At 38.5% G+C, this 22,113-nt stretch carries 17 protein-coding genes, 2 tRNA genes and 1 rRNA gene; all 20 read left to right on the top strand.

Annotated features, from left to right (window positions below; translation table 11 throughout):
* A 23S ribosomal RNA gene (locus CRN97_RS12275) occupies positions 1–332 on the top strand; the annotation flags it as partial.
* A 102-nt stretch (positions 333–434) separates the two neighbouring features.
* Positions 435–507: transfer RNA gene (locus CRN97_RS12270), tRNA-Ala, on the top strand.
* A gap of 163 nt (positions 508–670) precedes the next feature.
* Positions 671–741, top strand: a tRNA-Trp gene (locus CRN97_RS12265).
* A gap of 184 nt (positions 742–925) precedes the next feature.
* Positions 926–2,146, top strand: a complete 1,221-nt coding sequence (locus tag CRN97_RS12260; RefSeq protein ID WP_090395474.1) for an EAL and HDOD domain-containing protein — start codon at positions 926–928, stop codon at positions 2,144–2,146.
* Between the two features lie 333 nt (positions 2,147–2,479).
* The gene (locus CRN97_RS12255) at positions 2,480–2,707 is read left to right on the top strand and encodes an HPr family phosphocarrier protein (RefSeq protein WP_044937573.1); all 228 of its coding nucleotides are present in this window, start codon (positions 2,480–2,482) and stop codon (positions 2,705–2,707) included.
* Positions 2,708–2,756: 49 nt separating this feature from the next.
* A complete protein-coding gene (locus CRN97_RS12250; protein ID WP_097077083.1) occupies positions 2,757–5,162 on the top strand; it encodes an ATP-dependent DNA helicase in 2,406 nt (801 codons plus the stop codon).
* Between the two features lie 152 nt (positions 5,163–5,314).
* The gene (locus tag CRN97_RS12245; RefSeq protein WP_097077082.1) at positions 5,315–9,115 is read left to right on the top strand and encodes a phosphoribosylformylglycinamidine synthase; all 3,801 of its coding nucleotides are present in this window, start codon (positions 5,315–5,317) and stop codon (positions 9,113–9,115) included.
* Between the two features lie 240 nt (positions 9,116–9,355).
* On the top strand, positions 9,356–10,426 hold the full coding sequence (locus CRN97_RS12240; protein ID WP_090395477.1) for a carbamoyl phosphate synthase small subunit: 1,071 nt from the start codon (positions 9,356–9,358) through the stop codon (positions 10,424–10,426).
* Positions 10,426–13,626: a carbamoyl-phosphate synthase large subunit gene (carB, locus tag CRN97_RS12235; protein WP_097077081.1), complete on the top strand. Its 3,201-nt coding sequence runs from the start codon at positions 10,426–10,428 to the stop codon at positions 13,624–13,626. The genes CRN97_RS12240 and carB overlap by 1 nt, the downstream gene beginning before the upstream one ends.
* A gap of 147 nt (positions 13,627–13,773) precedes the next feature.
* Positions 13,774–14,163, top strand: a complete 390-nt coding sequence (locus CRN97_RS12230) for a flavodoxin family protein (RefSeq protein WP_179670752.1) — start codon at positions 13,774–13,776, stop codon at positions 14,161–14,163.
* Positions 14,164–14,367: 204 nt separating this feature from the next.
* A complete protein-coding gene (locus CRN97_RS12225) occupies positions 14,368–15,162 on the top strand; it encodes a YhfC family intramembrane metalloprotease (RefSeq protein ID WP_097077079.1) in 795 nt (264 codons plus the stop codon).
* Positions 15,163–15,165: 3 nt separating this feature from the next.
* Positions 15,166–15,981, top strand: coding sequence for an alpha/beta fold hydrolase (locus CRN97_RS12220; protein WP_097077078.1), 816 nt, complete (start codon positions 15,166–15,168; stop codon positions 15,979–15,981).
* Positions 15,978–16,622: a MerR family transcriptional regulator gene (locus CRN97_RS12215; protein ID WP_097077077.1), complete on the top strand. Its 645-nt coding sequence runs from the start codon at positions 15,978–15,980 to the stop codon at positions 16,620–16,622. Before CRN97_RS12220 ends, CRN97_RS12215 begins: the two co-directional genes overlap by 4 nt.
* On the top strand, positions 16,603–16,914 hold the full coding sequence (locus CRN97_RS12210; protein WP_097077076.1) for a YbjQ family protein: 312 nt from the start codon (positions 16,603–16,605) through the stop codon (positions 16,912–16,914). Before CRN97_RS12215 ends, CRN97_RS12210 begins: the two co-directional genes overlap by 20 nt.
* A 70-nt stretch (positions 16,915–16,984) precedes the next feature.
* A complete protein-coding gene (locus tag CRN97_RS12205) occupies positions 16,985–17,713 on the top strand; it encodes a YczE/YyaS/YitT family protein (protein WP_242962098.1) in 729 nt (242 codons plus the stop codon).
* Between the two features lie 12 nt (positions 17,714–17,725).
* Positions 17,726–17,956, top strand: a complete 231-nt coding sequence (locus CRN97_RS12200) for a hypothetical protein (RefSeq protein WP_015550048.1) — start codon at positions 17,726–17,728, stop codon at positions 17,954–17,956.
* An 8-nt stretch (positions 17,957–17,964) separates the two neighbouring features.
* On the top strand, positions 17,965–18,420 hold the full coding sequence (locus CRN97_RS12195) for a GAF domain-containing protein (RefSeq protein WP_097077075.1): 456 nt from the start codon (positions 17,965–17,967) through the stop codon (positions 18,418–18,420).
* 135 nt (positions 18,421–18,555) lie between these two features.
* A complete protein-coding gene (locus tag CRN97_RS12190) occupies positions 18,556–19,119 on the top strand; it encodes an RNA polymerase sigma factor (protein WP_097077074.1) in 564 nt (187 codons plus the stop codon).
* Entirely contained in the window at positions 19,116–20,216 is a 1,101-nt protein-coding gene (locus CRN97_RS12185) for a DUF4179 domain-containing protein (RefSeq protein ID WP_097077073.1), read from the top strand. The genes CRN97_RS12190 and CRN97_RS12185 overlap by 4 nt, the downstream gene beginning before the upstream one ends.
* Positions 20,217–20,373: 157 nt before the next feature.
* On the top strand, positions 20,374–22,083 hold the full coding sequence (locus CRN97_RS12180) for a methyl-accepting chemotaxis protein (RefSeq protein ID WP_097077072.1): 1,710 nt from the start codon (positions 20,374–20,376) through the stop codon (positions 22,081–22,083).
* The last annotated feature ends 30 nt before the right edge of the window (positions 22,084–22,113 follow it).

The following is a 22,113-nucleotide window of genomic DNA, read 5'->3' as shown; positions in this document are numbered from 1 at the left end:
CGGTACGCGAGCTGGGTTCAGAACGTCGTGAGACAGTTCGGTCCCTATCCGGCGCGGGCGTAGGATATTTGAGAGGAGCTGCCCCTAGTACGAGAGGACCGGGGTGGACGGACCACTGGTGTATCAGCTGTCGACCAACGGCATAGCTGAGTAGCCAAGTCTGGACGGGATAAACGCTGAAGGCATCTAAGCGTGAAGCCCCCCTCAAGATGAGATATCCCATTCCTTTAAGGAAATAAGATCCCTTATAGACGATAAGGTAGATAGGTTCAAGGTGTAAGTGTGGTAACGCATTCAGCTGATGAATACTAATAGATCGAAGGTTTATTCTAAAAAGAAGATATGTAGTATCGGAATACTGTGTGAAGTTTTGAGGTTGCTATAAGAGAAGTAGCAAGCAAGGGCTTGCTTTTTTCGTAGAGAAACCACTATTTGGGGGCGTAGCTCAGTTGGGAGAGCACCTGCCTTGCAAGCAGGGGGTCAAGAGTTCGAATCTCTCCGTCTCCACTAAAGTTCTTGCTAAATGCAAGAACTTTTTGTTTGCCCAAGATAGAAAAAAATGTGAAAATTTTGTGATTTTTCTATTGAAAGCGACTAGATATTGTGTTAATATTTACTAGTCGCGTGGGTGAGGGACTCAAATCAATTTTGGGTTTTTCGCTTACGATTTAGGGGATTGGTCAAATGGTATGATAGGGGTCTCCAAAACCTTTGGTGGGAGTTCGATTCTCTCATCCCCTGTTACTAAAAGCCTTGGAAGTATATCTTCCAAGGCTTTTTTCGTATATAAAACAGTGATAAATACACTACTTAATTAATTGAATGTGTAAAAACAAAATGATATAATAAACTAAAATAGTCAGAAAATTCAATTTATAATTTTCTTAAGGGGTTTTACTATATTACGTGCAAAGGAGAAGGGATTATGCTTGCTACATTGGTACCACTGTTTTACGAAGATATGTCAGTTGCATCATATTGCTTATATGCGCAGAAGGAGAACTTATATCAACATCCCCATTTACTAGGCGCAGGAAAATATGATGGTGCTGGTGCTATCGTAGGAATTGAAGTTTTTGATAGTGTTTCGGAGGATGATCTTGTTGCTAACTGCAGCATAATTATTCCTATTAATAATATTTCATTATTTTCTAATATTGAACAACAGCTGACTGGCTTTGATGGAAGAATAGTTTTACTGGTTGATCAGACTATTAAGCCAGAAGAATCATATAATAAACGTTTACTTGATTTGAAAAGTAAAGGTTTCAAGTTGGCTATGAAGGATTTGCCTCTTGCTAACATTGATGACTTTAAGTTTATGCTTAACGATTTTGATTTATTCCTTATTAATAGCGAAGCGGGAGATGTTGTTGCTCAGGCTAAGGAGTTTAGAAAAGTTATTCCTGATATGGACTTTTGCGCAGAGAATCTTCATAGTAAGGAAGAATTTGATGCAGCTAAAGAATCTGGTCTATTCAAAATTTTCGAAGGTACTTTCTTTAGAGTTCCAATTAATGAACAAGATACAGAGGTTTCACCTATTAAGATTAATTACATGAAGTTGATGACAGTTATTAATCAGCCAGATTTTAATCTTAGCGATGTATCGAATGTTATTGGACAAGATCCAGCTCTTTCTATTGAGTTATTGAAAATTGCTAATAAGCTTACAGTAAATTCTAATATTAGATCCATTGCTCAAGCTACAGCACTTTTAGGTCAACGTGAGATTAGACGTTGGCTAAATACTACATTATTTAATGGTTTAGCAGCTGGTAAGCCAAATGAGATTACACGACTCTCATTAGTTAGAGCAAGATTTGCTGAGAATTTGGCACCTGTTTTCGATTACGCTATGAGAAAAGATGAGCTTTTCCTAATGGGACTGTTTTCTCTACTTAATTTAATACTGGATATGCCTATGGAAAAGGCATTAGAGCAAGTAGGTGTTAGTAATGAGATAAAGAAGGCCTTAGTAGAAGATGATGGCATCTTTTCACCTCAGCTTGAATTCTTACTCAGCTATGAAGCTGGTGATTGGCAGGAAGTTTCCAGATTAATGGTTCTTCATGATATTGAGATGCATGATGTGTACGATGCATACGTAGAAGCCTTGAAATGGTATGGCAATATGTTTATTTAGTGACTTTGTACTCATTTAAATACAAATTTACAAAAATTTAATAATTTGGACACTAAATCAATACAATTTGTCAACATGGAAACTTAATTGTAAAAATATTGCACAAACGCCAATAATAAAGCTTTTTATGGAAACTAAAATTCAAAAAAGTGTTCAGACAATCTTCACATAGCAATTTTTTATAAAAATCAAAAAGTTACTGCACGAATTGATAAGTGTGTGACAAAAATTGCATTGACAGTATTTATAAATGATGTTATAAAATATCAAGTACGTTACGGAAGACGTATTGTAGTAAATGGATTTTGGTTTTTATAGGAGTTGATTTAGTTTATGAAGTTTAAAATTAGACTTGAGAACACACAGGACGCAGAAGAGTTTGTTACAGCAGCTGCTAAGTGTGGCGGCGATGTCGACCTTCATAGCGGAGTAGTTTATATCGATGGTAAGTCCCTCCTTGGAGTACTTGCAATGGGTATCAAGAGAGACATGGATGTCTATGTTGCAGATCACATCGAACCATCTTTTAAAAACGCTGTTAAGAAGTTCGTTGTTGCATAGAATAGAATAAGGTATAATAACCCTGTGATTATCACAGGGTTTTTTATTTATGAAAGTATCGAGATTAATAGCTCCAGAGGGAGAAAAAGCACAAATAAATATTTCGGTTCGCAACTTAGTCGAGTTTCTTCTTAGAGAGGGAGATATCGATGACAGAAAAGGGTCTGTAGATCCTTTTGAGGCGATGCAAGCAGGAAGTAGGATCCATAGAAAAATTCAAAGTTCTATGGGTCCATTTTATAGTGCTGAAGTTCCACTTAAATTCCAGATTGAATATGAAGACTATATTCTGGGACTGGAAGGGAGAGCTGACGGTCTTGTTTTAGATAGAGACGAATCTGGAAATGTTGTTACAGCCACAGTTGATGAAATAAAAGGAATGTATATGGATGTAATGACATTTGAAAAGCCTGTACTTGTTCATGAAGCTCAAGCTAAATGTTATGCATATATGGTTGCTTCTGAATATAATCTTGAGACAATCGAAGTGCAGATGACTTATGTTAGCTTGGAGACAGAAGAGGTTAAGTATTTTAATCATATCTATACTTATGAAGAAATAGAAGAGTGGTTTTTGACCATTGTTGGAATATTTAAGAAATGGTCTGATTTCCAATATTATCATAAGATGGAGCTTCTAGAATCTGTTCAAGGTTTGGAATTCCCTTATGAATACAGAGATGGCCAAAAGAAACTGGTAAGTGATGTATATAGAAGTATTTATAGAAGAAAGATTTTGTTTATGCAGGCTCCTACAGGCACAGGAAAAACTATCGCCAACGTTTATCCTGCGGTAATGGCCCTTGGACAAAATCTTGCAGAGCGTGTTTTTTATCTTACAGCTAAAACGGCTACTGCAATCGCAGCTAGGGATGCATATAGTCTTTTAGTGGAAAAGGGATATGAAGGCAAAACAATCATGTTGACAGCAAAGGAGAAAATGTGTCTTTGCGATGAGGCTGATTGTAATCCGGATTATTGTCCTTATGCCAGGGGGCATTTTGATAGAATTAACGACGTTATATATGAAGTAATTACTAAGGAGACGGTAATAACAAGAGATGTTATTCTTGGCTATGCCGAAGAATACGTAGTTTGTCCATTTGAACTGGCGTTAGATGTTAGTACGTGGTGTGAAGGTATTATCTGTGATTACAACTATGTGTTTGATCCAAATGTATATTTGAAGAGATTTTTTGCTGAAGGCAAAGGTGGTGAGCACATTTTTCTTATTGATGAAGCTCACAACATGGTTGATAGAGCAAGAGAGATGTACTCTGAAACCCTCATTAAGGAAGAAATTCTTTCTATAAAAAGGTATGCTAAACCTGTCAGCAAGAAATTAGTTAATGCATTGGAAAAATGCAATAGGATTATGCTTGAATACAAGCGTGAGTGTGATCACGATATAACAGTGCTGGATGATGTTGATATGCTTTTGAATGCTTGTGACAATCTTCAAATGATATTGGAACAACTATTTAAAAAAGAAATCAAATTTGGAATATATCAGGATGAAGTATTAGACTTCTATTTCAGATTGAGAAACTTTACAGCATTGGCGTATCAACAGGATAGTGATCACTATCGTATATACTGTGATTTCGATGAGGATAAAAACTTCAATCTTCATTTATATTGTATTGATCCATCTGCACAGTTGCAGGACAGGCTCAGAATGGCCAGGGCAACAGTATACTTTAGCGCGACATTACTTCCTATCGATTATTACAAGGATTTGCTTTGTAATGATAAAGATGTGTATGCCATATATGTGGATTCGGTATTTGATCAAAAGAACCGTCTTTTGATGCTAGGTACAGATGTTACCAGCAAGTACACAAGACGAGGTGATGATGAGTATCTGAAATTTGCTACTTACATCAATACTATCGTAAATGCGAAGCAGGGAAACTATATGGTTTTTGGTCCTTCCTATAAATTTTTGGAGGATATACAAAGCAAATATAGTGACATAATGGGTGATGTTGATGTAATAGTTCAACAGCAAAATATGACAGAACAAGAACGAGAAGACTTTCTGCTGGAATTTGAAAAGAAAAGAGACAAATCAATGGTAGCGTTTTGTACTCTTGGAGGTATTTTTTCAGAAGGTATAGATTTAGTTGGCGGAAAGCTTATTGGCTCTATAGTACTTGGTGCGGGGCTTCCACAGGTGGGTAACGAGCGAAAGCTTATGTCTGATTTTTTTGATGAGAATGGCAAAAATGGATTTGAGTATGCCTATTTGTATCCTGGTATGAATAAAGTAATCCAGGCGGCAGGACGTCTTATCAGAACCAAAGACGATGTGGGAGTTATTGCATTGCTTGATGAACGCTTTAGGTTTGGAAGCTATAGAAAAACATTTCCAAGAGAATGGAATGATGCTACATTCACATCTGTAGAAAGTGTGGAAGAGCAGGTTAAAGTATTCTGGAAAGATAAGGAATAAAACTTTCGTTAAAAAGTAACAAATTTAATTTAAAAAATAGACTGAAAAAGTATTAGGACATGTGAACAAATTGTGATATACTATCTACAACTGTGGGGTGTGCGAGGTTTTGTACACCCTGCGATACAAAATAAATATCACGGAGGTGTAAAGTGGGCAAGGTAAGAAGAGTTTACGTTGAGAAAAAACCACAGTTTGCAGTATCTGCTAAGTCACTGTATTCCGAAATAGGAAGTTACTTAGGCATCAAGGGTGTTACAGGAGTCAGGGTTCTGATTCGGTACGACATTCAGGATGTTTCTGATGAGGTCTTTAAAAAAGCGGTAAAGACGGTATTTTCGGAGCCACCTGTTGATGATGTTTATGAAGAAACATTTGATTACAATGGCAGAGTTTTTTCTGTTGAGTTTTTACCAGGTCAGTTTGACCAGAGAGCTGATTCTGCGGAGCAGTGTCTTAAACTTCTAAATGAGGATGAGAATCCTACTATTCATACAGCAACTACCTATGTTATTGAGGGTAGCATTTCTGACGATGAATTTAATGCTATAAAATCACATTGTATTAATCCAGTTGATTCTAGAGAGACTTCACTTGAAAAGCCAGAGTCTCTGTCTAATAATTTCGATGAGCCAGCCGACGTCAAGACTTTTGACGGATTCATTTCTATGGCTGAAAATGATTTACGTAATTTATATGATTCCTTAAATCTTGCTATGACATTTAAGGATTTCCTTCACATTCAGAACTATTTTTCCAATGAAGAACACAGAGACCCTACTGTTACAGAAATCAGGGTATTAGATACATATTGGTCTGATCATTGTAGACATACAACATTCTCTACAGAGTTAAAGAACGTTACTATCGAAGATGGTTATTACAAAGCTCCTATTCAGGCAACTTTTGATGATTATCTTGATAACTTCAAGATTCTTTATAAGGATAGAGATGATAAGTTTGTATGCTTAATGGATTTGGCACTTCTTGCTATGAAGCGTCTTAAAGCAGATGGCAAGCTTGATGATCAGGAAGAATCTGATGAGATTAATGCGTGCTCAATCGTTGTACCTATTAATGTAGATGGAACAGATGAAGAGTGGCTTATTAACTTTAAGAATGAGACACATAACCATCCTACAGAAATCGAACCATTTGGTGGTGCTGCAACATGTCTTGGCGGTGCAATCAGAGATCCACTTTCAGGACGTACTTATGTATATCAGGCAATGCGTGTTACAGGTGCTGCTGATCCAACAGTTTCAGTAAAGGATACAATCGAAGGAAAGCTTCCACAGAAGAAGCTTGTTCGTGAAGCTGCTCATGGATACAGCTCATATGGTAACCAGATTGGCCTTGCTACAGGATATGTAAAGGAAATATATCATCCAGATTATGTTGCAAAGCGTATGGAGATTGGTGCTGTTATGGGTGCTGCTCCAAGACGCGCAGTTCAGAGATTGAATTCAGATCCAGGAGATAAAATCATTCTTCTTGGTGGACGTACAGGACGTGATGGAATCGGTGGTGCTACTGGTTCTTCAAAGGCTCACAATACAGAATCTACTGCAGTATGTGGTGCTGAGGTTCAAAAGGGTAACCCACCTACAGAAAGAAAGATTCAGAGACTTTTCAGAAGAGAAGAAGTTTCATATATTATCAAAAAATGTAATGACTTTGGTGCCGGCGGTGTTTCTGTTGCAATCGGAGAGCTTGCTCCAGGACTTACAGTTGATCTTGATAAGGTTCCAAAGAAGTATGCAGGTCTTGATGGAACAGAACTTGCTATTTCAGAATCACAGGAGAGAATGGCTGTAGTTGTATCACCAGCTGATGTTAATAAGTTCTTACAGTATGCTGCAGAGGAAAACCTTGAAGCAATTGAGGTTGCAGTTGTTACGGAGGAGCCACGTCTTGTTCTTAACTGGAGAGGTAAGGAAATCGTTAACCTTTCAAGAGCATTCCTTGATACAAATGGTGCTCATCAGGAGACAGATGTATATGTAGAACTTCCTGACAGCAAGGATAAATACATTGATAGAATTGGTATCGAAAAGGTAGCAAAGGACATTGAGAATAATGATTTAAAGGCTGCTTGGCTTGACACTCTTGCTGATCTCAATGTTTGCTCACAAAAAGGTCTTGTTGAGATGTTTGATGGCTCAATTGGAGCTGGCTCAACACTTATGCCTTTCGGTGGTAGATATCAGCTTACAGAAACACAGGCAATGGTTGCTAAGGTTCCTGTTGCAGATGGAAACACAGATGCTGTTACAATGATGGCTTATGGCTTTAATCCATATGTAAGCTCTTGGTCACCTTACCATGGTTCACAGTTAGCAGTACTCGAGTCAATTTCACGTATCGTAGCTACTGGTGGTGACTACAAGAAAATCAGATTCACATTCCAGGAATACTTCCGCAGAATGAGCGAAGATCCAAAGAGATGGAGCCAGCCATTTGCAGCACTCCTTGGTGCATACAAGGCTCAGATGGAGTTCGGTCTTCCTTCTATAGGCGGTAAGGACTCTATGTCAGGAACATTCAATGAAATCGATGTTCCTCCAACACTTGTATCATTTGCTGTAGATGTTGCAAAACAGCAGGAGATTGTTACTCCAGAGTTAAAGGAAGCAGGAGATAAGCTCTTCTTACTTAGAATTCTTCGTGACAATTATGACCAGCCAAATTACAGTCAGGCAAAGGTTGTATTTGAAGTAATCAGACAGATGGTAGAGCTTGGAAACATCAAGGCTGCATATGCTCTTGATGCATACGGATTAGTACCAGCTGTTTCTAAGATGGCCTTTGGTAACAAGCTTGGTGTAAAGCTGGTTGATGAATGTCAGAACGGATTGTTATTCGGATGTGTAATTGGCGATATCGTAGTTGAAGTTTCAGAGGATGGCGCACTTGCTATCATTCAGGAGCTTGAAAAGAGAGGATTCTCTGATTGTGGCTACGAAGTTGGTGAAGTTACAGCGGATGCAACATTCACATACAAGGATGTAAAGATTTCTATGGATGAGGCTCTTGGAGCATGGACAGGAACTCTTGAAAAGGTATTCAAGACACGCAGTCATGAAGATACATCTCTTGTAAATACAGAGCTTTACAAGGCTAAGAACTTCTATATTAGCAAGAATAAGATTGCAAAGCCAAGAGTATTTATTCCAGTATTCCCAGGAACAAACTGCGAATACGATTCAGCTCGTGCCTTTGAAAAGGCAGGCGCAATCACAAATGTAAAGGTATTCAAGAATCAGAATGCCGAGGACATCAGAGAATCAGTAGATGAGTTTACAAGAGCAATTGCTCAGTCTCAGATTGTTATGTTCCCTGGTGGATTCTCAGCTGGTGATGAGCCAGAGGGTTCAGCTAAATTCTTCGCAACTGCATTTAGAAATGCAAAGATGAAGGAAGCTATAACAAATCTTTTAGAAAATAGAGATGGTTTGATGTTAGGTATCTGTAATGGATTCCAGGCTCTTATCAAGCTTGGTCTTGTACCTTATGGTGAAATCCATACACAGTCAGCAGATTCACCAACTCTTACATACAACACAATAGGACGTCATATTTCTAAGATTGCCTATACAAAGGTAGTCAGCAACAAGTCACCTTGGCTTGCAGGCGCACAGCTTGGAGAGACTTATTGTTCACCAGCATCTCACGGTGAGGGACGTTTCGTTGCTTCAGAAGAGTGGATTAAGAAGCTCTTTGAAAACGGACAGGTTGCTACTCAGTACGTAGATGAAAATGGTAACCCTACAATGGATGAGGAATGGAATATCAACGGAAGCTACTATGCAATCGAAGGTATTACAAGTCCAGATGGTAGAGTATTTGGTAAGATGGCTCATGCAGAGCGTAGAGGTAGTGGCGTAGCACTTAACATTTATGGTAATCAGGACATGAAGATTTTCGAATCTGGTGTAGATTACTTCCGCTAAATAAACCGTAAACTCCAAGGTAAACTTTATACCTTGGAGTTTTAATAAAGTGAAAATCAATTTGATTTTCTAGAGATTAGTTTAAATAGCTCCCTTCATATTTTTTTAAATGCCATTTGATATTTCTTGCTATTCTAGTGAGTATAGCGAAAGCGATACTAGAATAGTTAGAAATATCAGATGGTAAATAAGAAGAACTTGGGAGGGAGCGAGAGAAAAAAAGGGTAGAAAAGAGGAAAGATGAAAGCATTTTTAATTTTGGAAGATGGCACAGTATTTGAAGGCACAAGCATAGGATCTACCAGAGAGGTCGTTAGTGAGATTGTTTTCAATACTTCTATGACTGGATATTTGGAAGTTCTGACAGATCCTTCTTATGCAGGTCAGGCCGTATGCATGACATATCCACTTATTGGTAATTACGGTATTACAGATGATATGGAAAGTGGCAGACCATGGCCTGATGGATTTATTGTTAGAGAGCTTAGTAGAATTCCATCAAACTTCCGCTGCAAGGGAACTATTCAGGATTTCTTGGTTAAGCACAATATCACTGGCATTTCAGGTATCGATACACGTGCTCTTACAAAAATCTTACGTGACCGCGGAACAATGAACGGAATGATTACTACAAATGAGCACTTTAATTTCGAAGAAATCAAGCCAAAGCTTCAGGCATATAGAACTGGGGATGTAGTTTCAAAGGTTACTTGCCAGGAGAAGACAGTTCTACCAGGAAACGGAAAAAAGGTGGCACTATTAGATTTTGGTGCAAAGAGAAATATTGCAAAGTCTCTTAATGATAGAGGATGTGAGGTTACTATTTATCCTGCGCACACTCCTGCAAAGGAAATCCTTGCAGCAGAGCCAGACGGTATTATGCTTTCAAACGGACCTGGCGATCCAAAGGACTGCGGGCCTATCATTGATGAGGTTAAAAAGCTTTATGACAGCAATGTACCAATTTTTGCAATTTGCCTTGGACATCAGCTTATGGCACTTGCAACTGGTCTAGATACTCACAAGCTTAAGTACGGACACAGAGGTGGCAACCATCCTGTAAAAGATTTGGAGACTGGCAAAGTATACATTTCATCACAAAACCACGGTTATGTAGTTGATACAGATGGACTTGACGAGAAAATTGCAGTACCAGCATTTGTGAATGTAAACGATGGAACAAATGAGGGGCTTAAGTATACAGGAAAGAACATTTTCACTGTTCAGTTCCATCCTGAGGCATGCCCAGGACCACAGGACAGCGGATATTTATTTGATAGATTTATTAAGATGATGGGAGGAGAGCAGTAATGCCAAAGAGAAGTGACATTAAGAAAGTAATGGTGATTGGCTCAGGTCCTATCGTTATTGGACAGGCGGCAGAGTTCGATTATGCTGGAACACAGGCATGTCGTTCACTTAAGGAAGAGGGAATTGAGGTTTGCCTCGTAAACTCTAATCCTGCCACAATCATGACAGACAAAGAGATAGCAGATCAGGTTTATATTGAGCCTCTTACAGTAGACGTTTTAAAGCAGATTATTATTAAGGAAAAACCGGATTCACTTCTTCCAACACTTGGTGGACAGGCTGGACTTAACCTTGGTATGGAGCTTGCAGAGTCAGGGTTCTTAGAAGAGCAAGGAGTTAAGCTTATCGGTACCACAGCTGAGACAATCTTTAGAGCTGAGGATAGACAGGCATTCAAGGATACAATGGAAAAGCTTGGTGAGCCTGTTGCAGCATCACTTGTTGTAAACACAGTTGAGGATGGTATCAAGTTTACTAACACAATCGGCTATCCAGTAGTACTTAGACCTGCTTATACACTTGGCGGCTCAGGCGGTGGTATTGCAAACAATCAGCAGGAGCTTGTAGAAATTCTTACAAACGGTCTTCGTCTTTCACGTGTACATGAAGTTCTTGTAGAAAGATGTATCGCTGGATGGAAGGAAATCGAGTACGAGGTAATGCGTGATGCCAACGGCAACTGCATCACAGTATGTAACATGGAAAATATCGACCCAGTTGGTGTACATACAGGTGACTCAATCGTAGTTGCTCCTTCACAGACACTTGGCGACAAGGAATATCAGATGCTTCGTACATCTGCACTTCGTATTATAGATGAGCTTGGAATTACAGGTGGATGTAACGTACAATATGCACTTCATCCAGAAAGTTTTGAGTACTGCGTAATCGAGGTAAACCCACGAGTTTCTCGTTCATCAGCACTTGCATCAAAGGCGACAGGATACCCTATTGCAAAGGTAGCAGCAAAGATTGCTCTTGGTTATACACTTGATGAAATTCCAAATGCAATCACAAAGAAGACTTACGCATCATTTGAGCCAATGCTTGATTACTGCGTTGTAAAGATTCCAAGACTTCCATTTGATAAATTCATTACAGCTACTAGAAAGCTTACAACTCAGATGAAGGCTACTGGTGAGGTAATGTCCATCTGCAACAACTTCGAGGGTGCTCTTATGAAGGCCATCCGCTCACTTGAGCAGCATGTGGATTCACTTCTTAGCTACGATTTCTGCGACATGACTGATGAGGAACTTAATGAAGCACTTAAGGTTGTCGATGATAGAAGAATTTACTGCATCGCGGAAGCTCTCAGACGTGGAGCATCTTACGAGACCATTCACAATATCACAAAGATTGATATGTGGTTTATTGATAAGATTAAGATTCTTGTTGAAATGGAGCTTAGACTTCAGCAGGAAGAACTTACAGTTGAACTTCTTAAGGAAGCAAAGAGAATTGAGTTCCCAGATAGCGTAATTGCACATTTGAATGGAAAGATGTCTGAGGACGAGGTTCGTCAGATGCGATATGACAACGGCATTGTAGCTGCTTACAAGATGGTTGATACATGTGCAGCAGAGTTCGATGCCATGACACCTTACTACTACAGTGTTTACGGAAGTGAAAACGAAGCTGTAGAGACAAAGGACAGAAAGAAGGTACTTGTACTTGGTTCTGGTCCTATCAGAATCGGTCAGGGTGTTGAGTTTGACTACTGTTCAGTTCATGCTACATGGGCGTTTGCAAAGGAAGGCTGGGAGACAGTCATTGTAAATAACAACCCAGAGACAGTTTCAACTGACTTTGATATAGCAGATAAGCTTTACTTCGAGCCTCTTACAAATGAGGACGTAGAGTCAATCGTAAATCTTGAGAAGCCAGATGGCGCTATCGTACAGTTCGGTGGTCAGACAGCTATCAAGCTTACAGAGCACCTTATGAAAATCGGCGTGCCAATCCTTGGAACAAAGGCAGAGGACGTAGATGCAGCAGAGGATAGAGAGCTCTTTGATGAAATTCTTGAGCAGACACAGATTCCACGTGCTGCCGGCGGCACAGTATTTACTGCTGAAGAAGCAAAGGAAGTTGCAAACAGACTTGGTTATCCAGTACTTGTTCGCCCATCTTATGTACTTGGTGGACAGGGAATGCAGATTGCCTTTAATGATGATGAGATTGAGAAATTTATGGATATCATCAATCAGATTGCTCAGGATCACCCAATCCTTGTAGATAAGTACTTACAGGGAAAGGAAATTGAGGTTGACGCCATCTGCGACGGCGAAAATATCTTAATCCCTGGTATCATGGAGCATATTGAGCGTACTGGTATCCACTCAGGTGATAGTATCTCAGTATATCCTGCTCACACAATCAGCCAGGATATTAAGGACAAGATTGTAGATTACACAGAGCGACTTGCAAAGGCACTTCACGTACTTGGAATGATTAACATCCAGTTCATCGCCATGGATGGAGAGGTTTATGTAATTGAGGTAAACCCACGAAGCTCACGTACAGTTCCTTACATCAGCAAGGTAACAGGCATTCCAATCGTAGACCTTGCTGCAAAGGCAATTCTTGGTCACAAGATTACAGACATGGGATACAAGCCAGGCCTTCAGCCTGAGGCAGATTACATCGCAATCAAGATGCCAGTGTTCTCATTCGAGAAGCTACGTGGAGCTGAGATAAGCCTTGGACCAGAAATGAAGTCAACTGGTGAGTGCCTTGGTATTGCAAAGACATTTGAGGAAGCTTTATACAAAGCATTCCTTGGAGCCGGTGTGGTTCTTCCAAAGCATAAGCAGATGATTATTACTGTAAAGGATGCTGATAAGCCAGAGGCTCTTGAGGTTGCAAAGAGATTTGAGAAGCTTGGATACAAGATCTACGCTACACGCTCAACTGCAAAGTATCTGCAGGATGGAGGAGTAGATGCACTTCAGGTAAACAAGATTTCACAGGAATCTCCAAACGTAATGGACCTTATCCTTGGTCACAAGATTGACCTTGTTATCGATACACCTACACAGGGACACGGAGATAAGACAAGAGACGGATTCCTCATTCGCCGAAATTCTATCGAGACTGGTGTTAACTGTATCACAGCAATCGATACTGCAGTAGCACTTGCTACATCACTTGAATCAGCTACTACGGAATACACTCTTGTGGATGTGGCTAAGATATAAATATATGATTGATTTAAAGCTATCTTGCATTGATATGCAGGATAGCTTTTTTTATTGCTTGACATAGTTAGGATTGGGATGTATATTAAAGAAAAGAATTGAGCACAATTAAATAGCATGATAAACACAATAATCAGGAGGTCAATTATGGTAGCAGTTAGATATTATTCTAAATCAGGAAATACAAAGAGCCTTGCAGAAGCAATTGCAAAGGGCGCAGGTGTAATCCCTATCTCAGTAGATGAGGATAACGCAAAGATTACTGAAGACATCGATGTTTTATTCATCGGTGGCGCATTATACGCTTATGGACTTGATAAGGTAATGAATGATTATTTATCAGGAATTGATGGTAAGAAAGTAAAGAAGGCAGTAGTATTTTCAACTTCTTGGATTTCAAAGCATTCTATTGATTTAATTAAGAAGGCACTTAAGGAAAAGGGCATCGAAGTTGCTGATGAGACATGTTATGTTAGAAATAAGCCAAACGATAAGCAGCTTGCAGAGGCAGAAGCATTTGCTAAGAAGTTTATATAAGATTAGTATTGTAGAGAAAGCTCCAATTGCATTTATTGCATTGGAGCTTTTTTTATATATTTACATATATTACTATGCTATAATTTTAAATATCTGTAGATTATTTGGAAAATTTAAAAAAAGTGTTGACCTTCTACCTTGTGGAAGGTTTATATTTCAAGCATAGACAAGGCCAAGTCTCAATATTAACTCGGGAGGGATGACATGGAAACAGTATCTTTAGCATCTATTATAGGGATGTGTTTTACACTATTAATTTCATTTGGTTTGCCAATAGGATTATTGCTATATGCAATGAACAAGCTAAAAGCAAAAATGATTAGCTTTTGGATAGGAGCTGCTACATTTGTAGTATTTGCTCTTGTGCTTGAACAGCTGTTGCATATAGGAATGATTAATCAGTTTGGTGAAGCTTTAACTGGAAATATTCTTATAAAAGCCATCTATGGTGGACTTGCAGCTGGAATCTTTGAAGAGGTTGGTCGTTTCATATCAATGAAATTGTTTATGAAGCGACTCCTTAATAAAGAAAATGCATTTATGTACGGTGTTGGTCACGGTGGAATTGAGGCTATGATTATAGTAGGACTGACTACAGTATCAAATCTGATTAGCGCATATATGATTAATACTGGTTTGATGGAGAAGTCATTGGAGTTATTTGACAGCGATATCAAACAGCAGACTATTGATCAGCTTTCATTATTGTGGACTACTAGCCCAGTGGATTTTTACATGGCTGGAGTAGAGAGAGTTGTTGCCATTACATTACATCTGTCACTTTCCTATATTGTTTATAGGGCAGTCAAAGATGGAAAGATTCAGCTACTTTTCTTATCAATTGCATTGCATGCCTTTGCAGATTTTGTAACTGTTTTGGTGGCAGGATATGCACCGATTATAGTAGTGGAAATTATATTGATTGTAATAGTTTCTATTATTGCAGTATTTGTTTATAAGAGATTTTCTGCTGAGCAGACAATTGCCGTAGGAGAATAGTTTATGGTCGAAAAGGTTTATAGTACCAGATGTGGGAATATTCATTATTGGATAAATACTAATGGTGAGTGTCAGGATAAACAGCTAGTGTTTTTACCTGGGTTAACTGCAGATCACAAATTATTTGATATGCAGATTGAGTGTTTTGAAGGGAAGTATCCTGTGTTTGTATGGGATGCGCCAGCTCATGCTACTTCATATCCATTTGATATGGATTTTTCCTTGGCGGATAAAGCTACTTGGTTAAATGAAATCCTTGTGGAAAATGGTTTCGATAAGCCTGTTATTATTGGACAATCCATGGGTGGATATTTGGGACAGATGTTTATGCAGCTTTTTCCTAATAAAGTGGTAGGGTTTGTATCTATTGATTCGGCTCCATTGCAAAAGCAGTATTATACAGGAATTGAATTGTGGTTACTTCATAGAATGACTCCGGTGTATCGCTATTATCCATGGAAAACTCTTTTACGGCAGGGAACAAATGGGGTGGCAACCTCTGAATATGGACGTGCCTTAATGAAGGAGTTTATGATGACCTATGACGGTGACCAGGAAAGATACTCACGTCTTGCAGGCGGTGGCTATAGGATTTTGGTAGAGGCTGTGGAGGAAGAGCTTCCTTATGAGATTGCTTGCCCTGCCATGCTTATATGTGGCACAAAGGATATGGCAGGCTCTACTAAAAGGTACAATAGAGCTTGGCATGCTCGCACAGGATTGCCTTTGCATTGGATCGAAGGTGCAGGGCATAACGCAAATACGGATAAGCCCGACGAAATTAACAGGCTAATAGAAGAGTTTTTGGAGACAGCATGAAGATTAATCAAGTAGAAGAACTAGTTGGAATTACAAAAAAGAATATTCGCTTTTATGAAGACCAGGGACTGATTAGTCCAGAGCGGAACAGGGATAATGGATATAGAGAATATTCCCTAAAGGATGTGGAACTTTTAAATAAGATAAAGCTGCTTAGAAGCTTGGATGTTCCAATTGAGGATATTCGTAAATTGGAAACAGGACAGGTATCTATGACAGATTGTTTGGATGGCCATATATCTCTTTTTACACATCGTCAGAAAGAGCTGGATATCATGAAAGAGATGTGTAAAGAAATCATAGAAGCCAATGTTCAGTTTGATAATCTACAGGCTGATTCTTATCTCGAGGATATGAGGAGACTTGAGAAAGGGGGCGTTAAGTTTATGGATGTTAATAAAACTGATATTAAGAAGTCAAAGAGAGGCCCAATTATAGCAGCCACAGTAAGTATTATATTTTTCGTTGCTATGATTGCTTTTATTGGATGGGCCGAATTTACAGATCCTGAGACACCAATTGGATTTGTAATTGCTATTATAGTGTTATTTGGAGCAATGATTGTGGGAACACTAATTGCTTTAAAAGAAAGATTAAAGGAAATAGAAGGAGGAGAAATAAATGAAGCTCGTAAGTATTGAAACAATTCCAGGACAGGAGTTTGAGGTAATCGGTGTAGTAAAGGGAACTATCGTACAGTCTAAAAACTTTGGTAAGGATTTCATGGCTGGTATGAAGACACTTGTTGGTGGTGAGATTAAAGGCTATACAGATATGCTTGTTGAAGCCAGACAGATTGCTACAAAGAGAATGGTAGATGAGGCTGAGCAGCTTGGGGCAGATGCCATTGTAGGTATAAGATACGCATCATCGTCTGTTATGCAGGGAGCAGCAGAGGTGCTTGCCTATGGAACTGCAGTAAAGTTCTTGTAAAACTCTTTGAGCCAGAAGTAAAACTTCTGGCTCTTTTTATATTTATGATGTATAATTGTGCGCGGGCTAATTGAGCAAAATTAAACTTAGATTTACAGAGGATTTTTACGTGTACAGATTTATAAGAGAAGACCGCAGAAGCAATAGTAACACAAAAACAATTCTTTTAAATGTGATACTTGCAGCAGTAAGCCTTTTTATTAATGGATTTGGAGTATATCTTACCATTCAGGCTAATATAGGAGCAGGCCCATGGGATGTGTTGAATCTTGGACTTTCAAAAAGCCTTGGAATTCTTTATGGCACAGCATCAATCCTTGTTTCATATAGCATACTGGGTATTGATATATTGATGAGAGAGCCTATTGGAATTGCAATGTTTATAGACGCTTTCGTGGTTGGAAAGGCTGTGGATTTCTTCAACTACATAGATTTAGTAAAACCATGTAGCTCCATTAAGACGGGAATTCCTGTTATGTTGATTGGGCTGGTTATTATCGCATATACGCAGTATACTTATATGGCAGCAGCATTGGGCTGTGGCCCAAGAGATACTTTGCTGGTGGGCATAGTTAAAAGACTTAAAAAGGTTCCCCTAGGAGCTGTAAGCATTATCCTGCTGAGCTTAGCCACATTTGTGGGATGGATTCTTGGTGGGCCAGTCGGTATTGGTACATTGATATGTGCTTTTTGTACAGGACCGATAATGCAACTGGCATTCAATTCAGTTCATTTTGATGCTGCAAAGATTCGTCATCAACGAATAACAGAATCTTTTAAAACTATTTTAAATAAGTAATGGAGATACGCTATGTCATATTTAATTAAAGACACTACAAAAGAAGAAAGAGAGCAAATTGTAAAGGAATCTCTTGGAAATATCGAAGCAAACTGTGATGGATGTATGGCAGGCCTTGCTGAGATGTACGAGGATTACATAGAAGGAAAAAAGGAGCTTCGAGAGATTAATATGGAATTCAATGCCAGATATGTAAAGGATGACAACATGGAAGGCAGAGATGGCAGAAGCTGCGTAATGTAGGAGGACAAATGACAGATTATAATTTACTAGCAGACCAGATTAAATCACTTGCAGAGGATGAGCCAAACTTCATTCCTGTTCTTTCAAATGCATCAGCACTTATATATGATGCTATGGAGGATTTAAACTGGGCAGGATTTTATTTGATGAACAAAGGCTCACTTTTACTTGGACCTTTCCAGGGAAAGGTTGCATGTATCAGAATAGCACTTGGCAAAGGTGTATGCGGCACTGCAGCAGGTAATGATGAGACTTTGGTGGTACCAAATGTACACGAGTTTACAGGACATATTGCATGCGACTGCGCTTCTAATTCAGAGATTGTTGTTCCTATTCATAATGATGGCAAAGTGGTAGGCGTGCTTGATATTGATAGTCCAAAACTTAATAGATTTTCAGAGGACGATAAGCTTGGCTTAGAAAAGTTTGTAAAAGCTTTAGAAGAAGTAATTACCTTTGAATAAAAAATGAGTCATAATTACTCAACCTATAGTAAAATAGGTTGAGTAATTTTTTTTTATTATTTTTTGTAAGATACAAATCTAATTCCTGTCTATATAGATGTAAGGCCTACAAATAACAATTCGAAGGGAGCAAATATGAGAGACGAGGAGATAATAGAGTTATATTTCAATCGTAATGAACGTGCAATTGAAGAGACAGATGTTAAGTATGGCAATTATCTGGCATCTATAGCAGGAAATATTTTAAAGTGTCCAGAGGATGTGGAAGAAGCTTTAGATGATACATATATGAAGGCATGGAAAAGAATTCCGCCAACAAGACCTCAGATTTTGAGAATCTTTTTAGGGAAGATTACTCGTAACATTGCATTTAATAAATACGAGAATATGACAGCGAAAAAAAGAGGCGGTGGAGAAATAGCGGAAGTACTTGATGAGCTTGAGGAATGTATACCAGATTCAAGTGATGTTGAAGGCTCAATTCTTGGGGCAGAGCTTTCGCGTATTATCAGAGATTTTGTAAATAATCTACCAGACAGGGAAGCTTATATTTTCTCATGTAGATATTTTTACACAGAGGATATCAGTACAATTGCTAAAAAGTTTGGAATGACTCAGAACAATGTATCAGTGACTCTTAGTAGATTAAGAGGAAAGCTACAGAGAACATTAGTAAGGGAGGGATATTTAGCATCATGAGAAGTAGAGATTTGTATTTAAGTATGGTTGGAATCGACGATACAGTATTAGCAAAAGCATATAGATATTCAGAGGAAAAAAAGGTTGTAAAATTTCATAAGAGATTATCATTTGTTGCATGTATTTGTTTTGCTCTTCTAGCAACAGCCACAGCTGCAGCAGCTATACATCATTTCTGGGGAAGAGGAATGAGTGGTGCTTTAAAATCTTCTGATGTGCAGCAGCAGACTTTAACTGAACAGGGACAGGCTATTGTATATCCGGAGCTTACTGATTATTCTTCTTATCAAGTGACAGATCAAGGAATCACTATAGCTCCTGACACAGTAGTTGCCGATGATAAATTTGCATATGTTTCATTTAAAGTTTCGGGATTTAGCATTTCTGATAAAGAAGAGCCAGGGGTAGATGTAGATTATTATTTAGGTGATGAGAAAGATTCAGAGTCTTCATGGGTAAATGGAAGTAGCTACTTCTATGATGGAATTATAGTTGATGATAATGGCATGGGTGTTTATGAGGATGGATCGCCACTTGAGCAGGATGGATTTATTGGTCATTACTTGGATGAGAATGGAGATTTGGAATACGTAATCCAAATTCAGGCTGTAGATGGATTAAATACAATACCTGGAAACACCTTACATGTGGAATTTTCTTCACTTGGAATATATCCTGGTAAAGCCGAGTATGAGGCGCAAGTAAAAGGTAATTGGTGTTTTGAATTACAGCTTCCAACCACTAGCAACGCCCAGACAATAACAGTGAATAAAGATGTACCTGAAAGCAATTTTACAATCACAACTATAGATATATCACCTGTATCAATAACAGTGAACTATAAGGTTAATGGAAAGGTAGAGGCTAGTGAGGACGGCACCGGAATACCTGAATTTACAGGTTTTGTTATGAAAGATGGTACTAGACTTCCTTATGTTGGAAACGGAGGCTCTAGTGGATTTACAGATGATACTGAGGAATATGCAGTATGTGCAAGTTGCTTTGATAGAGTTATTGATATTTCAGAAATAAAATCCTTACTACTATGGCCAACAGATTGTGGTGGAGTTGATAAAGTTGAGGTAGAAATACAGTAAAATCATAAATAAAGATATTAAAATGAGACATTCTTGGTAGAATGTCTCATTTTTTATAAAAAAAACACAAAATATATACAGTATCCATATATAATAGTATTGTTCGCAATATAAAAATAATTTGGGAAATAAATATATATACTGAAAGGAGTATTATATGGAAAAGTCTACCAAGAAAGGATTTAATCTTCATTCGATTTACGTGAAGATTCTCGCATTGATAATAATCAGTGTTATTGCATTTTTTGTTCTCAATATTGCTTATATCATTCCAAGAGCAAAGGCTACTATCCAGAAAGTCAACGAAAACAATATGCAGGATTTGTCCACTCTATGCTCGGAAATTGTAGAGCAGGAAATTGCAGCGAAGGGACTTGAAGGAGTAGATTATGAAGTGCTTAAGCCTATTTTTGAAGGTAGAGGCTTAAATGGTATAGATTCTAGCTCTATTTATGTTGTAGATCAGGATGGCATTTTCTTGTATCACAAGAAGGAAGATAAAATCGGAACAGAGGTATTTAATGAGGATGTGAAAAATATTCTGGCACAAATACCTACAGGCTCATATGTTCCAAGCGGTATTATTCATTACGTAGATGAAAATGGCGTTGCTAAATATAGTTCATATCAGGTAATAGAGTCAGCTGGCTGGGTTACAGTTTGCGTGGCAAATGAGTCAGAGATTATGGCAGAGATAAACCAGATTAGAAATCTTGGAATTCTCTTATCATGCATAGTTGGTGTGGTTGTGCTTATTATAGGTATTATTGCTGCCAAAGGCATAACTGGACCAATCAAGATTATTACAAATATTATTGGTAGTGTTTCAAAGCTTGATTTCTCTTCAAATGATGGGTTGGAAGTTATTGAGCATAAGAAGGATGAAACTGGAACTATGGCTAGAGCTGTAGGAGAGATGGAAGAAAGTCTTAGAAATATAGTTGAGCGTATTGCCAATACTTCTGTTGATTTGGAAGGACATGCTCTTAGACTTAAGGATATTACCGCTGAAATCGATTCTGCTAATGCAGACAATTCAGCTACATCTGAGGAGCTTGCGGCTAGTATGCAGGAAACAAGTGCTACCACAGACGTAATCAGCGAAAGAACAGTTGCAATTAAAGAGAATGCTGATGCTATTGCTGATGAAGTTAGGGTCGGTGCAGACAATGCAAAAGAGACCAGAAAGAAAGCAAGTGCAGTCTATGATGAAACTGTTGCAGCCAAGGAAAAGACTGAAAGAATGTACGAAGAGATTAATGCACAGGGACAGGAAGCACTTGAAAAGTCAAAAGCTGTTGAGAAGGTTAATTCTCTTGCAGCGGCAATTCAGGATATTGCCAGCCAGACAAATCTGCTTGCTTTAAATGCATCAATTGAAGCAGCTCGTGCAGGCGAGGCAGGAAAAGGTTTTGCAGTTGTAGCTACAGAAATCGGTGGACTTGCAACTCAGTCTAGCGATACAGTTGCTGGTATTATGGAAATCGTATCTGAGGTTCAGAATTCTGTAGACTTAATGAATGAGTGTCTTACAAGAACACTTGGATATATAGAAAAAGATGTTGCAAACGATTATGATAGCTTCCTTAAGATGGCAGATAACTACAAGCTTGATGCAGAGAATTTCTCAGATGTATTAAGCGAAATATCAGAAAAGATTGGAGAACTTCAGGAGTCTACCACAGCAATTTCTATTTCAGTTGATGAGATTTCTAAGACTGTAGGTGAGGCGGCAGAAGCGGTAACAACAGTGGCAGAAAAAGCAACTGATGTTGCAATGCTTTCTGACGGTGTTGTAAAGGTTGTAGGTGAGACAGAAGAAAACTCTAACGAGCTTAGAGATATTAAAGATTCATTTACAATTTAATGAAGATAATAATAAAACCAATCCCTGCAA

This window comes from Pseudobutyrivibrio ruminis DSM 9787 (genome assembly GCF_900218035.1).
Taxonomy (GTDB): Bacteria; Bacillota; Clostridia; order Lachnospirales; family Lachnospiraceae; genus Pseudobutyrivibrio; species Pseudobutyrivibrio ruminis.
This window is presented reverse-complemented; position numbering and strand designations above follow the sequence as displayed.

Coding starts and splice junctions, on each gene's coding strand:
- CRN97_RS12240 (WP_090395477.1), top strand. CDS start 9,356: ATGAAAGCATTTTTAATTTTGGAAGATGGCACAGTATTTGAAGGCACA.
- CRN97_RS12180 (WP_097077072.1), top strand. CDS start 20,374: ATGGAAAAGTCTACCAAGAAAGGATTTAATCTTCATTCGATTTACGTG.
- CRN97_RS12200 (WP_015550048.1), top strand. CDS start 17,726: ATGTCATATTTAATTAAAGACACTACAAAAGAAGAAAGAGAGCAAATT.
- CRN97_RS12230 (WP_179670752.1), top strand. CDS start 13,774: ATGGTAGCAGTTAGATATTATTCTAAATCAGGAAATACAAAGAGCCTT.
- CRN97_RS12185 (WP_097077073.1), top strand. CDS start 19,116: ATGAGAAGTAGAGATTTGTATTTAAGTATGGTTGGAATCGACGATACA.
- CRN97_RS12250 (WP_097077083.1), top strand. CDS start 2,757: ATGAAAGTATCGAGATTAATAGCTCCAGAGGGAGAAAAAGCACAAATA.
- CRN97_RS12255 (WP_044937573.1), top strand. CDS start 2,480: ATGAAGTTTAAAATTAGACTTGAGAACACACAGGACGCAGAAGAGTTT.
- CRN97_RS12215 (WP_097077077.1), top strand. CDS start 15,978: ATGAAGATTAATCAAGTAGAAGAACTAGTTGGAATTACAAAAAAGAAT.
- CRN97_RS12260 (WP_090395474.1), top strand. CDS start 926: ATGCTTGCTACATTGGTACCACTGTTTTACGAAGATATGTCAGTTGCA.
- CRN97_RS12225 (WP_097077079.1), top strand. CDS start 14,368: ATGGAAACAGTATCTTTAGCATCTATTATAGGGATGTGTTTTACACTA.
- CRN97_RS12190 (WP_097077074.1), top strand. CDS start 18,556: ATGAGAGACGAGGAGATAATAGAGTTATATTTCAATCGTAATGAACGT.
- CRN97_RS12220 (WP_097077078.1), top strand. CDS start 15,166: ATGGTCGAAAAGGTTTATAGTACCAGATGTGGGAATATTCATTATTGG.
- carB (WP_097077081.1), top strand. CDS start 10,426: ATGCCAAAGAGAAGTGACATTAAGAAAGTAATGGTGATTGGCTCAGGT.
- CRN97_RS12195 (WP_097077075.1), top strand. CDS start 17,965: ATGACAGATTATAATTTACTAGCAGACCAGATTAAATCACTTGCAGAG.
- CRN97_RS12210 (WP_097077076.1), top strand. CDS start 16,603: ATGAAGCTCGTAAGTATTGAAACAATTCCAGGACAGGAGTTTGAGGTA.